This window comes from Gluconobacter sp. ESL1110 (assembly GCF_058107395.1).
In genome coordinates this window covers 929640-942583 of record NZ_JBYLUK010000007.1, presented here as the reverse complement: position 1 = coordinate 942583, position 12944 = coordinate 929640, and the positions used below count along the sequence as shown (strand labels likewise).

Annotated in this window: 12 protein-coding genes; 5 read left to right on the top strand and 7 right to left on the bottom strand. The window is 58.0% G+C overall.

Annotated elements, in window-relative coordinates; translation table 11 throughout:
* A partial coding sequence (locus tag AC3B6F_RS08440; RefSeq protein ID WP_489823983.1) for a DNA topoisomerase IB occupies positions 1 to 769 on the bottom strand: 769 nt, incomplete at its 3' end.
* Positions 770 to 925: 156 nt separating this feature from the next.
* Between AC3B6F_RS08440 and AC3B6F_RS08435 the strand changes: the two genes are divergently transcribed.
* On the top strand, positions 926 to 1141 hold the full coding sequence (locus tag AC3B6F_RS08435; protein ID WP_175266120.1) for a hypothetical protein: 216 nt from the start codon (positions 926 to 928) through the stop codon (positions 1139 to 1141).
* A gap of 15 nt (positions 1142 to 1156) precedes the next feature.
* Here the strand turns inward: AC3B6F_RS08435 and AC3B6F_RS08430 are convergent, their stop codons facing one another.
* Genes AC3B6F_RS08430 through AC3B6F_RS08410 form a run of 5 tightly spaced genes read right to left on the bottom strand, consistent with a single transcriptional unit; the run spans position 1157 to position 5477 of the window.
* Positions 1157 to 1813 carry a glutathione S-transferase family protein gene (locus tag AC3B6F_RS08430; protein WP_489823982.1) on the bottom strand — a complete coding sequence of 219 codons (657 nt, stop codon included), beginning with the start codon at positions 1811 to 1813 and terminating at the stop codon, positions 1157 to 1159.
* A gap of 2 nt (positions 1814 to 1815) precedes the next feature.
* Positions 1816 to 2898, bottom strand: coding sequence for a tRNA 2-thiouridine(34) synthase MnmA (mnmA, locus tag AC3B6F_RS08425; RefSeq protein WP_061932016.1), 1083 nt, complete (start codon positions 2896 to 2898; stop codon positions 1816 to 1818).
* A gap of 5 nt (positions 2899 to 2903) precedes the next feature.
* On the bottom strand, positions 2904 to 3218 hold the full coding sequence (locus tag AC3B6F_RS08420) for a ferredoxin family 2Fe-2S iron-sulfur cluster binding protein (RefSeq protein ID WP_010504203.1): 315 nt from the start codon (positions 3216 to 3218) through the stop codon (positions 2904 to 2906).
* A gap of 16 nt (positions 3219 to 3234) precedes the next feature.
* Positions 3235 to 4383 carry a cysteine desulfurase family protein gene (locus AC3B6F_RS08415; protein WP_489823981.1) on the bottom strand — a complete coding sequence of 383 codons (1149 nt, stop codon included), beginning with the start codon at positions 4381 to 4383 and terminating at the stop codon, positions 3235 to 3237.
* A complete protein-coding gene (locus AC3B6F_RS08410; RefSeq protein WP_489823980.1) occupies positions 4380 to 5477 on the bottom strand; it encodes a cysteine desulfurase family protein in 1098 nt (365 codons plus the stop codon). The genes AC3B6F_RS08415 and AC3B6F_RS08410 overlap by 4 nt, the downstream gene beginning before the upstream one ends.
* A gap of 137 nt (positions 5478 to 5614) precedes the next feature.
* On the opposite strand from AC3B6F_RS08410, the gene AC3B6F_RS08405 reads away from it, so the two are divergent.
* The 3 genes from AC3B6F_RS08405 to AC3B6F_RS08395 all read left to right on the top strand — a co-directional run bounded on the left by AC3B6F_RS08405 (position 5615) and on the right by AC3B6F_RS08395 (position 8672).
* Positions 5615 to 6280 carry an alpha/beta hydrolase gene (locus tag AC3B6F_RS08405; RefSeq protein WP_007281538.1) on the top strand — a complete coding sequence of 222 codons (666 nt, stop codon included), beginning with the start codon at positions 5615 to 5617 and terminating at the stop codon, positions 6278 to 6280.
* Between the two features lie 117 nt (positions 6281 to 6397).
* On the top strand, positions 6398 to 7261 hold the full coding sequence (locus AC3B6F_RS08400) for an ABC transporter ATP-binding protein (protein ID WP_489823979.1): 864 nt from the start codon (positions 6398 to 6400) through the stop codon (positions 7259 to 7261).
* Complete coding sequence (locus AC3B6F_RS08395) at positions 7233 to 8672, top strand: ABC transporter permease (protein WP_489823978.1); 1440 nt, start codon at positions 7233 to 7235, stop codon at positions 8670 to 8672. The genes AC3B6F_RS08400 and AC3B6F_RS08395 overlap by 29 nt, the downstream gene beginning before the upstream one ends.
* A 44-nt stretch (positions 8673 to 8716) precedes the next feature.
* On the opposite strand, the gene AC3B6F_RS08390 is transcribed toward AC3B6F_RS08395, so the two are convergent.
* The gene (locus tag AC3B6F_RS08390; protein WP_489823977.1) at positions 8717 to 11506 is read right to left on the bottom strand and encodes a TonB-dependent receptor domain-containing protein; all 2790 of its coding nucleotides are present in this window, start codon (positions 11504 to 11506) and stop codon (positions 8717 to 8719) included.
* Positions 11507 to 11687: 181 nt separating this feature from the next.
* Between AC3B6F_RS08390 and tyrS the strand changes: the two genes are divergently transcribed.
* Positions 11688 to 12938: a tyrosine--tRNA ligase gene (gene tyrS, locus AC3B6F_RS08385; protein WP_062017388.1), complete on the top strand. Its 1251-nt coding sequence runs from the start codon at positions 11688 to 11690 to the stop codon at positions 12936 to 12938.
* Positions 12939 to 12944: the final 6 nt, after the last annotated feature.

The window sequence follows — 12944 nt, the reverse complement described above, 5'->3', positions numbered from 1 at the left end:
TGGCAGCCCAGGTCCGAAAATCCTTGGCCGTAATGTCTTCGCCTGTAATCGTCTGAAGGTAAGCGTTCACGTCCTGCGAATGAACTTCATGGCGCGCGCCATCTTCGTCCAGATACTGAAACAGACGTTGCCCCGGCAGATCTTCCAGTCGGGAGACAAGTCGCGCCAGACGCGTATCAGACAGATCCAGATGCTGCTCGATGCCGTGCTTGGCGCGGAAGTCAAACGTGACGTGCTTTCCACTGACATCCACATGCCGATGACGAAGCGTCGTCAGGCCATAGCTCTTGTTCTCACGCGCATACCGGTCATTGCCAATCCGCGCCATCGTCCGTTCCATGATGAAGACAATTGCAGCCAGAACGCGGTCCCGATCCAGCTTCTTTCGCGCCAGATCCTTGGCAACCTGCGCCCGTACCGCAGGAAGTTTCTCGCTGAACACGAGCATCCGATCAAACTTCGCAAGATCCCGCGTTTCGCGCCATTTGGGATGATAGCGATACTGCAACCGTCCGCGCGCATCCGTGCCCACGGCCTGCAGATGCCCCTCAGGGTCCGTACAGATCCACACATCCCGATAGGCCGGTGGAATACCAAGGCGTTTCAAACGGTTAATGACGTCCTGATCGGCAATACGCGCCCCAGCAGGATCGTAATAAGCAAATCCCTTGCCCGCACGTTTGCGCGTAATCCCCGGCTCCGTCCGGTCAACATAGTGAAGCCCTGCGCGTCTGGCCTGTTTCTGCTCTGGTGAAAGTCGTGCCGTCACAAATCTGCGCCCCTGTCCGTCCGCCTGTAACAGCGTGCTTCAGCAACGGGAGTTTCGTCAGATCCGCTTACGGTTCCTTATACTTCCTGACATGACACTCGCCATTTCAAAGGCGACGTAGAAAGGAACGATTTTCAGAGCAGGGAAAGCATTGTCATGAAGCGATTATTATGGGGATGCAGCCTACTCCTGCTCGCAAGCTGCGCCTCTCATCCATCGTCCGACATGTCTGAGACTGCCGATGGCGGGGATGGTTCATCCTATACCCAAACGGCTGGCGGCCCAGGGGGAGGACATGGTGGCGGCAATAACATCTGGTCAGACGTCTTCCGCACCGCGCTGCAAACCGGAATGGGCTTCGTCCATCACTGAACGAAGCCAAAAGCCTTACTTGTCCTCGTAAGACAGTCGCCATTCGGCAGGCTCTGCCTCGGCAAGAGCATACCATTCCTGCATCAGTGGGTGCGCCAACAACGTGTGCACCCATGTCTTTACAACCGGATCGACATCGAGCTGATAGGTGTGAATGCGGATTGCGACAGGCGCATACATGCAGTCCGCAACCGTCAGGCTGTCACCGAACAGGTAAGACGTGGCCGTACCAGACCGCAGAAGCGCCCCCTTCAGCGTGTCACTCAACAGAGCAACATCCTTGGCAAGATCTTCGCTGATCTCTGCGAGAGGTGCATGAACGCGCTCCACATCCATCGGGCAGTTCTGCCGGATCGGGCGAAAACCGGCATGCATCTGCGCGCTGATGCTTCGGGCATGGGCCCGCACCACACGGTCCTGCGGCCAAAGAGCGGGCTCATACTCAGCGCAGTATTCGCAGATGGCCAGACTTTCCCAGACATGTGCACCATCATGCTGCAAATACGGCACCAGCTTGTTGGGAGACAGCGCGTGGATCTCCGTGGTCTTGCCACCGCCCTTGAGAGCAATGACCTTTTCTTCCACGTCCAGCTTCGCCAGTTTAACAGCCAGCCAGCCTCGCAGGGACCAGGACGAATACCGCCGCGATCCGATCAGAAGTGTCCCCGCCATATTTACGCTCCCGCCAGAATAAACCCGCCGCCTAGAACGCGGCTTCCATCGTACAGAACGCACGCCTGACCGGGTGCAGGCATGGCCGGTTCCGTTAATTCAACAAGCGCCTCGCCATTCGCCAATGGCTTCACAACCGCCTCCCGGAGCTTCTCACGGGCGCGGATCTGCACGCCACAGGAAACACCTTCAGGCGGCGCATCCATCAGCCAGTTCATATCCCGCAGACGGATTGTCTTGCGCGTCTCGACTTCGGTCGCCTGAACGCGCGGTCCAACGACAATCCGGCGCTTGGGCACATCAATCCGCGTCACCATCTGGCGCTCGCCAACGGCCGTATGGATATCTCCAAGCCGCTTGCTCTGGCCGACCGTATAGCGCGCAACGCCCTCATGATGACCAAGGACATTGCCCTGTTCATCCACGATTTCGCCCTCACCCCGAATTTCGGGACGAAGCTTCTCTACGATATCGACGTAAGATCCGCTTGGGACGAAACAGATGTCCTGGCTGTCCGGCTTGGCCGCGATTTCCAGTCCAAGCTCCTGCGCCAGTTCACGAACGTGCGCCTTGTCCGGCATCTCGCCCAGCGGGAACCGCAGGTAATCGAGCTGATCTTTTGTCGTCGCGAACAGGAACCAAGTCTGATCCCGTTCCGCATCAACCGGCCGGTGCATTTCTGCGCCATCCGGGCCTTCCACGCGCCGGACATAATGCCCGGTCGCCATGGCTTCGCACCCCAGATCGCGGGCCATGCCCAGAAGATCCGTGAACTTCACGCCCTGATTGCAGGCCACGCACGGCACAGGCGTTTCCCCGCGCGCATAGGCGTCCGCGAAGTTCTCGATCACACTGTCCCGGAAGCGGCTTTCCGCATCAATGACGTAATGCGGAAAATCCAGCTTATCCGCCACGGCGCGGGCATCCATGATGTCGCGCCCGGCACAGCACGCGCCCGGCTTCGACGCCTGACCGTGATCGTAAAGCTGGAGTGTCGCGCCAATCACCTCGTGGCCCTGCCGTTTCAAAAGCGCGGCCACTACGGAGCTGTCCACGCCTCCCGACATGGCAACGAGGATACGCATGGTCTTCAGCCCGCCTTAGGAAGCTGAACGGTTAGGCCATTCAGGTCTTCGGTCATGACAATCTGGCAGCCCAGACGCGACGTCTGCTCCAGGCCGAACGCCAGATCGAGCATGTCTTCTTCATCGTCGGTCGGCTCGGACAGCTTGCCAGCCCATTCCGGGTCCACGATCACATGACAGGTGGCGCAGGCCAGCGAACCCTCACAGGCACCTTCAAGGTCAATGTCGTGCTTGTGGGCGATTTCCAGCACCGACAGGCCGACAGGGGCGTCAACTTCACGGCGGGAACCGTCACGTTCGATAAAGGTCATCTTGGGCATGGGCTGTCCGTCTTTTTCAGTCTCTTGAAGGTTGGCAGGTACGGACAGCTTCGATCAAAAGAGCCGCCGCACGGTCAATACCGGGCTTGGAGGTAGAGCGTCCGACCGACAGGCGCAAGCACCGCGATGCTTTCTCTGCAGAAAGTCCCATCGCCGTCAGCACATAGGACGGTGTAATTTCCGCGGCCGAACACGCCGATCCCGTAGACATGGCGACGTCCGGAACGCGTTCAAGGATGTCTGTTGCCCGAACGCCATCCGGCAGACAGATATTCAGTGCACCGGGTAATCGCGTAGCCTCGCCACCATTCAGTTCGCAGTCCGGGAGAGCCGTTTTAATCTGGCTCCAGAGATCGTCGCGCAGGGCAGAAATCTGCTGAATATCAGCCTCCAGTCTCTGTGCGGCCAACTCCGCTGCTTTCCCAAAACCGACAACCAAAGGCGTGGGCAGCGTCCCCGAACGAAACGCGCGTTCCTGTCCCCCACCCGAGAAAAGCGGCTGCAATCGCACGCGGGGCCGACGCCGCACATACAACGCGCCAATCCCTTTCGGACCATACATTTTGTGAGCAGAAAAAGACGCCAGATCAACGTCCGAAAGCGAGACGAGAAGCTTCCCAGCCATCTGCGCCATATCGGTGTGAAACAGGGCCCCTGCCCCCCGCACGATTCGTGACAGAGCCGGAATATCCTGCAACACGCCCGTCTCGTTATTGGCAGCCATGATGCTCACAAGCAGGGTTGGCACCGTCAGAGCTTCCTGAAGCTCAGTAGGATCAACGCACCCTTGAGAATCCACGCTCAGAACAACAGGCTCGAACCCTTCTGCTTCTAGATCCCGGACGGACTCCAGAACGCATTTATGCTCTGTGGCGACCGTAATAACCCGGCGGCGCTCATCACCCATCCGTTTGAAATGCCGAACAGCCCCCTTGATAGCGAGGTTGTTCGCTTCCGTCGCACCAGACGTGAACACCAGTTCGCGCGCTTCCACATCTAATAGGTCAGCCACACTCTGCCGCGCCCGCTCAACAGCCTGAGCCGCCTTCTGCCCCGGACCATGCACACTGTGCGGATTGCCATAATCCTCGGCAAACCACGGCAACATTGCGTCAACGACAGCCGGATCACAGGGCGTGGTCGAAAAGTAATCCAGATAGATCATGACACAACCTTCCGCAGACGCGCCGCCATGCGCCCGTAGGTAACACAGAACGCCTCAACCTGCTCTTCCCGAACATTCCAGGGCAACGACACGCGGATGGCCTGACTGGCACCCGTCGTTTCTCCCATGGCGGTCAGAACATGTGATGCCGAGACTTTTCCGGAGGAACAGGCCGAGCCGGCAGAGACGCAGAACCCCTCCAGATCCAGCGTCATAAGCTGCACCTGAGCGGCCACCCCGTCCAGAATGAGGCAACTCGTATTCGGCAACCGCGGAGCCCCACGACCGGCAACACGAGCCCCAGCCTCCATAGCCGTCTGCTCGACACGTTCCCGCAGACGGGCAACAGCATTCCAATCCTGCTTCTGCGCCTCTTCAAACGCAATCGCCATCCCAAGAATTGCGGGGATCGCCTGCGTCCCGCCACGGCGCCCACGTTCCTGACCTCCACCAATCATCAGCGCATCAATCGGCTCATCCTGCGGCAGAAGCAATGCACCCGCCCCTTTCGGACCACCCATCTTGTGACCGGACAGGGCGACACTGCACTCCGTCAAGTCAAACGGAACACGACCGGCGCTCTGAACAGCATCAACATGCAGATGCGCACCCGAGTCGCGGCAGAGTGTTGCCACATCGCGCAACGGTGAAAGGACACCGGTTTCGTTGTTGGCGGACATGACGCACACCAATGTCGGCACATCCTCGGACAGTTTTTTCCGCAAGTATTCGAGGTCCAAAAGACCCTGCCCGTCCACAGGAATAATGTCCGCTTCAGGAGCAGCCTTACGCACCGCGTCATGCTCCGTTGCACCCATCAGAATACGCCTGCGCCGACCGAACGCATGAATGGCGATCGCATCAGCTTCCGTGCCCCCGGACGTGAACACGCAAGCCCCGGAAATCCGCCCGAAACCGGCACTGATCCGGCTGCGGGCATTTTCCAGAAACCGCCTGGCCTCACGCCCCTCCGCATGGACGGAAGACGGATTGCCAGACAGCATCAATCCTTCCAGCACAGCCTCCCTCGCCGCGGGGCGCAGAGGCTCGGTTGCATTGGCGTCAAGATAGGTCGGAGCGGATGCGTTCGTCATGTTCCCTAGATCGTGCAGAGTTGCAGGAATCGCAATCCCGAGTCGATTTTGGTGGAAATTCGGGCTTTCAACTCGATATACAGACGCCCACCGGAAGGCAGGGCCGTAATCCTGCCGGACATAGAGCGAGAGTATACATGCCTGAAGTGATGTTCGCCGGCCCAGATGGCCGGCTTGAGGGTCGTTACCACCACTCCAGCGAACCAAACGCTCCCCTCGCCCTGGTGCTGCATCCCCATCCGCTCCACGGCGGCACCATGAATAACCGCATTACCTACACGATGTATCGCAGCTTCGAGAAGATGGGCTTCTCGGTCATGCGCTACAATTCGCGCGGCGTTGGCCGTTCGCAGGGCCGCTACGACGGTGGCATCGGTGAGATCTCCGATGCAGCTGCTGCCCTCGACTGGATGCAGATGGTCAACCCGAACTCCAGCGAACTGTGGATCGCCGGATATTCGTTCGGTGCGTTCGTCGGCATGCAGCTTCTGATGCGTCGTCCGGAAATCAGTGGCTGGATCAGCGTTGCTCCTCCTGCCAATGACTATGACTTCGGCTTCCTCGCGCCCTGCCCCTGCGGTGGCCTGATGATTGCTGGCGGCAAGGACGAAATGGCGCCAGAGCCGGGTATCCGCAAGCTGGTGGACAAGCTGAACACGCAGAAGAACGTGACGGTCGATTATCGTATCTTCGACGATGCCGACCATATCTTCGCCAAACAGGCTGACCGCGTTGGTGAAGCACTGGAAGATCACGTCATGACTATGCGCGGCCGCAAGGCTCTCGCACTAGCTGCTGACTGAACAAATCTGACAGTCTTATGAAGAAAAAGGCCTGCGCCCTCCGGGACGCGGGCCTTTTCTTTTAAGACTCTTGATAAGACTGTTGCCGGACCATACACATTATGTAACGACTGTTACATGAACAGCCCGCAAGACGTCCTCCCCGTCCGCGTGACGGACCTCACCAAGCGTTTCGGTAGCTTCACAGCTCTGGAGGGTGTTTCATTCACCGTACATCCGGGTGAAACCGTTGCCCTGCTGGGAAGGAATGGCGCGGGAAAATCCACTCTCATCGGGTGCCTGATGGGCTTTCTTGTCCCAGGCAGGGGTTCCGTGGACCTGTTCGGCCAGAATGTTCTGAACCTTCCAAGGGAATTGCGCGCCAGAACCGGCTTTGTTCCGCAGACCATGACGGGGTTCGGAGCGTTTACCGTTGGCAAGCTGATTGATTATATCGGCGCCTTTTATGGGTCACTTCCGCCGGTCGATCCCACCCTTCTCCGTTGGGCAGATCTTGACCCAAAAAAATTAGTCAGAAGCCTTTCAGGCGGTCAGCGCCAACGCCTCGCAATCCTGCTGGCCATGCGTCATGCACCGGACTTTCTGGTGCTGGATGAGCCTGTTGCCAGTCTCGACCCGCATGCCCGACGGGATTTCATGAATCTGCTCGGAGACTATGCGCGCCGCACAGGCGCCAGCGTTCTGATTTCCTCGCATATTCTTTCCGATCTGGAGCGCCTCTGCTCCCGCCTACTGTTCCTAAGACAAGGTCAGGTGGTGCTGGATGTTTCAACCACGGTGTTCCGCGCCACAACGCGCTGGCTGGATCACGCGACACCGCACATCCTCAGCGATCTTCCCCTCCAGATCATCGGACAGCGCGAGACGGGGCTTCTCGTACATGGATGGTCGGAAGACGTCATGTTGCCTGAAGGCACAACGGTTTCCGTGCCTGATTTCGAGGATGCCTTCCTTGAAATCACTGCGACACGGGCTTCCTGACCCCATGACAGGATTTCGTCTTTCTGCGCTGGAATGGGCCGACCTGCGCAGAGCGCTGGGCCTGTACTTCTCAGCAACATTCCTGCGCAGCAACTACATGCTGCTGATGCTCGTGGGCTGGCTGATTGCCGCCCTTTACACGCTCTGGAACCTGCATGGTCTGCTCAAACACGACACATTGGCGCAGGCTCTTTCACAGACCAACATCTTCTACGTCATTCTTGTCGTCATCTTTGCTCAAAGCGTACTTCAGCTTCATACAAACAATCAGATCGGCGGCTCACAGGCGCCTTCCATTCCCGGACTGGCCATTGCCGAAGCCCGTGCCGCCAGTATCGTCGCGAGCATAATCATTCTGTGCTTTGCCGGTCTGATGAGACTGCTGCCCATCCCTTTCCATGACGCTCTGTTTTTTATCCTGTTCAACGCCATTCCCTCAGCCGTGCAGTGGTATGCCCCGCCGCATGAGCAATCCAGAAAAAAGCGGCTTGCCATTGCTCTGTTCGGCGTTGCGCTCATGTTCGCCCAGTTTGCACTGGTGCTCGTTTCGGACGCAGCCTTCTGGATGCTGACGCGCCCTGCAGCCCTGACCATTCCCGCCAGCATCCTTTTATTCATCGGACTGATCGGCAGTATCCTGTCTCTCCCGAACCGGTTGCATGGCAGCACGCCTCTTACACCAGCCGCGCATGAGCATCCCCTCCCGTCAGCAAGTACAGGTTCGAGCGTCGCGCGTGCCGCAAACAAAGCGCTGACACCCTATCAACTCCGTCAGATGCTCCTTGCCCCCATAACCCCCGTTACGCTCAAAACCGACATTCTAATCAGCCTGTTCGTCATTCCCGTGACGCTCTCCGTCTTTGCGACGATAGAGATGTTTCTCAGCCACCGCAGTTTCAGCGCGGCATGGGTCAAATCCGTTGGCACCGGGTGCATCATGCTGGTGATTGGAGACAAATGGCTCCTGGACCGGCAGCACTGGTCGCTCCTCCTGGTCACCGGGCGGTTTGGAAGCCGACTGAAGTTCGTGCAGGCTGTTTTCAAAGCCAAACTGTCCCGAATGCTGATCGTCACACCGATCCGTGTCCTCAGCCTTATTGTGCCTTATGCTGTCCTGAAACCGCTTCTTCCTGCAGGCGCTTTTTATGATGCGCTGGACCTGATCGTCCTGGCGGTTGGTATGACGCTGTGCTCTGCCTTGCCATTCCTGTTGTTACGCTCCCCGGCAAAATCGATTGTTTTCGCCTTTAACCTCGCCCCGGTCCTCCTGATCCAGCTTTGCTCGCCCTTCCTGCTAGGCCTTAGATATGCTGGATACCTGGCCCTGACCGCTCTTACCTTAGGCGCCTTCAGCTATCTCTTTGCGCCATATCGGATCAGCCGTTCAGACTGGCCTTACGCAAACGAATAACTGAAATGGGCGAAATTTTTCCCGCAAGAATTTTCCAACGATGTTCAGAAATCCACCCCGGCTTGAGCAAACACATATCGACCTGGGATAAACCCTGAATACTGCGCAACAGCCGTATTGGACGCACCATCCACAACAAAAGGCGGCTGACGGTTGAACAGATTGTTGACGCCCGTATTGACCGTCCATCGGCCCGCCCGATAGCCCAGCGTCACATCCTGAAGAAAAACGCCGGGAGACCGCGTACGCCCGGCTGTCTGCGGCGCCAGGTCATTCGTGCCATCATTCCAGTGCATGCCGCCAATATACTGCACCATGTAGGTCAGGCTGAACGCACCATGCTGCCAACTGACCGTGGTGTAACTCCGCTCACGCGGCATCCCGCTGCCTGACAGATACAGCAGTCGCCCCGTGTAGTTTCGCCATGCCCCACCCGGCGTGTACTGCTGGAAATACCCGATCAGCTGCTGGTAGTTTTCGGACAGGGACAGGCTGTCCTGCCGCCCCAGACGCATCCGGTAAGTCAGGTCGATATCCAGACCGTTCGTGCGCAGGCCACCAAGGTTCTGCTGAACTGCGGAAATGGCCGTAAGCTGACCGCTTGTGGACCGTGGGGACACAAGGGAGCAAAGCTGTTGCTCCGTCCCCGTATAACATCCGTCCAGAATATACTGCGTCCCCGGTGCGGAAATCATGTTCTGCAACGTGTAGTGCCAATATTCGACAGATAGCGAGAGATGCGGCACCCAGTGCGGTGTGACGACTGTTCCGATTGTATAGGTACGACCCGTCTCCGGTTTCAGAGCAGTGTTCCCGCCCGAAAGCGTGGGCAACTGTCCCACGAACGCCGAACTGAACGTCTCGGGATTGATCCCTTCAGACAGACACCTTGCCCGAACCGTTCCGGCCCGCGCTCCATAGGCCCCGGCCTGACTGCATGGGTCGGACGCAGACGGATAGCTCAGCGTGCGGCCGCCATAGAGACTGTAAATACTTGGCTGCCGATAGGACGTTCCCAATGTGGCGCGGAATGCAATGTCCTGAACAGGTGCCCAGTGCAGCCCAACCTTCCAGTTCTTCGTCGTCCCGAAGGTATTATAGGCCGAGACACGCCCCTGAAGATCCACGGTCAGGTCCCGCGCCAGAAAAGCATGTTCGAGAAGCGGAATTTTCCCTTCGACATACCCTTCCGTCACATGAAAGCCGCCACCCGTGTAAGCCGTTGTTGCGCCCGTGGAATCCCCGCGCTCCACAACGGGATCAGGCTTGTAGCTCAGCTGCTCGCTTCGGTGCTCCATCCCTAACGCCAGGCCGATCTGGCCGCCATGCCGGTATGGCAAGCTCAGAACATGGTTGTTATGGAAACGCAGACTGACGTCCCGCATCTGGTAATCTGCGTGATCATGCTGCGTGAACCGGACATAATTCGCGGCCTGTTCCGAATAAGGGGCGAACGGGTTCTGCAGCGCGCATCCTGACGCTGCCACGCAGATATCCGGATTATATCGCACCGCACTCGACGAGTTGGACGGATCAAGCTGTTCCGTGCCGGTCGTTTCCAGCAGGCGGCGATAATTCACCATGTTCTGCGTCTGTGCCGTCAACTGACTGACGCCGTAAGTCATGGATGCATCGTACTGCCAGTCCCCGACAATGCGTCCCTTCGCCCCTCCCATGACGGTCCAGGTATCAACAGCGAAATCATTCTGCCGATATCCGAGATCCTCCATCCTCTTCGTCACGGCATAGTCCTTGCCCCATGGATTATCAGGGCTCCCAGCCGGAATGATCCACGAGGATGGAAGGCTGGACGGTGGAATACTGCCCTGAACCGGGGCCGGAGAAAGCTGACGGGACGCCGTGGTGTGGCTGTAACGGACGTTGGAATACAGTGTGATGTGTGCGTTCAGATCGTAATGGGCATCCCCGGATAGCGCCGCGTTCTGGTGATAGTTCTGAAGCATCGATCCTTCGGCGAAATTGTACAGATCCGAAGACTGGAGCGAGCGAAAACCATCATTCCCATCAGAGACCATTTTCTTTCCCGTTACGGGATTAAACGCCACGCCGCCGGGGATGATGGAAGAGCCAAAACCCGCTGCGCCCGATGCAGGATTATCGTTCTGTGGAAGGGCAGCCCACCGGCGATCCCGCGAGGAAATCGGCCCGGTCGTATCGTACTGACCAAACAACGTAACGTTGCCGCGCCCGTGGTCGAAATTGAAGCCCTTGTAGCCGGAAATCAGCCCCGACCGGCTGTCGCCATATTGTGTGATACCACCCTTGATCGTCAGGTTGCCGCCCGTCAGATCGTGTTTCAGACGGATATTGATGACGCCCGAAACGGCATCCGCTCCGTAAAGCTCGGAGCCGCCGTCTTTCAGGATCTCAATCCGGTCAATCTGCTGCACAGGAATGGCATTGAGATCCACACATTCCGAACCTGCATTCATGGCCGTGCGTTTGCCATCAATCAGGATAAGGACACGCCCCTGCCCCAGATTTCGTAAGTCCGTGCAGGAGACACCTCCGCCACCATTCGTGCGCGTATTCGGCGTTCCCGATGATCCGACGGAGGGCAGCCGTGTCAGATAATCCCCAAGGGAGATGGCGGATGTTTTCTGAATATCCCTAGATGAAATGATCTGAACCGGATTGGCTGTCCTGTTGCCCGAACCTGCCAGATACGATCCCGTGACAACGATATCTTCCGACTTCGAGGACTTTACGCTCTCTGTCCGATCATCGGCAAAAAGAACTGGGCTCCACATCATGCCTCCAACCAGAGCCGGACAGAATGGGAGAGCGGCTTTGGAGAAGAAGCGAAGACGCATGGTCGGAAACACACTCAGATATTATGTTACGATATAACATATCTCTAATAGTCTGATACCTGTTCCCTCAAGCGACAAACAATGACTGGCTCTCCTCGCCTGCGCGCAGTCGTGCTTTTGCAGATGTTATGATAGACAGGCCCTCCCTTCTCTTCAGACAGTGCAGCAACAAGACCGATCCATGCCAAAGAGTCCGTTCCTTCTCGAAGCCCAGGCACGCGGCCTGATCTTCCAGTGCACCGACCTCGATGCCCTCGATGCCGCCATGCAGGCTGGACCGATCACCGCCTATGTGGGCTTCGATCCAACGGCTGACTCCCTACATGTCGGGAATGCCATGTCCATCATGGCGCTGCGCCTCCTCCAGAAGCATGGTCATCGCCCGATCGCGCTCATGGGTGGCGGTACGGCCAAGATCGGCGATCCGTCCTTCCGTGACGAAGCCCGTTCGCTCATGACGAACGAGACCATCGCGCACAACATCGCCGGGATCGAACAGTCCCTGCGCCAGTTCATCACCTTCAACGATGAAGACCCATCCAGCGGTGCAATTCTCGCGAACAATGCGGAATGGCTGGACAAGCTCTCCTACATCAACCTGCTGCAGGATGTTGGGGTTCATTTCTCCATCAGCCGCATGTTGTCTTTCGAGAGCGTGAAGCAGCGTCTGGACCGTGAGCAGGGCCTGACATTCCTGGAGTTCAACTACTCCATCCTGCAATCCTACGATTTCCGTGAACTGAACCGCCGCCATGGTGCCGTGCTTCAGATGGGCGGATCGGACCAGTGGGGCAACATTGTCGCTGGTATCGACCTGACGCGCCGTACAGATGGCAAGCAGGTTTTTGGTCTCACAACACCTCTCGTCACCACGTCGTCCGGCGTAAAGATGGGCAAATCCGCTCAGGGCGCCACATGGGTCCGGGCCGAGAAGCGCTCCGTCTTCGAATACTGGCAGTTCTGGCGCAACACGGAAGACGCCGATGTCGGCCGTTTCCTCAAGCTCTTCACGGATCTGCCGGTTGAAGAATGTGAGCGTCTGGGTGCGCTTGAAGGCGCAGACATTAACGAAGCCAAGAAAATCCTCGCTACGGAAGCGACCGCCATCTGCCATGGCCGCATCGCTGCGGAAGAGGCTGCCGAGACGGCGCGCAAGGTCTTCGAACAGGGCTCCGCAACGGCTGCCCTGCCGGAAGTCGATCTTCCCGCCAATATGCTGGCAGAAGGCCTTCCAGCCTTCCGCGTGTTTCAGGAAGCCGGCCTGGCTGCCAGCGGTGGCGAGGCCCGTCGCCTGATCCGTGGCGGTGGCGGACGTGTGAATGACGCCGTCATTTCAGACGAAAATCAGGTCTTCACGCTCGATGACCTGCGTGAAGGCACGCTGAAGGTATCTTCCGGCAAAAAGAAGCATATTCTCATCCGTCCTGTCTGAAGCTGA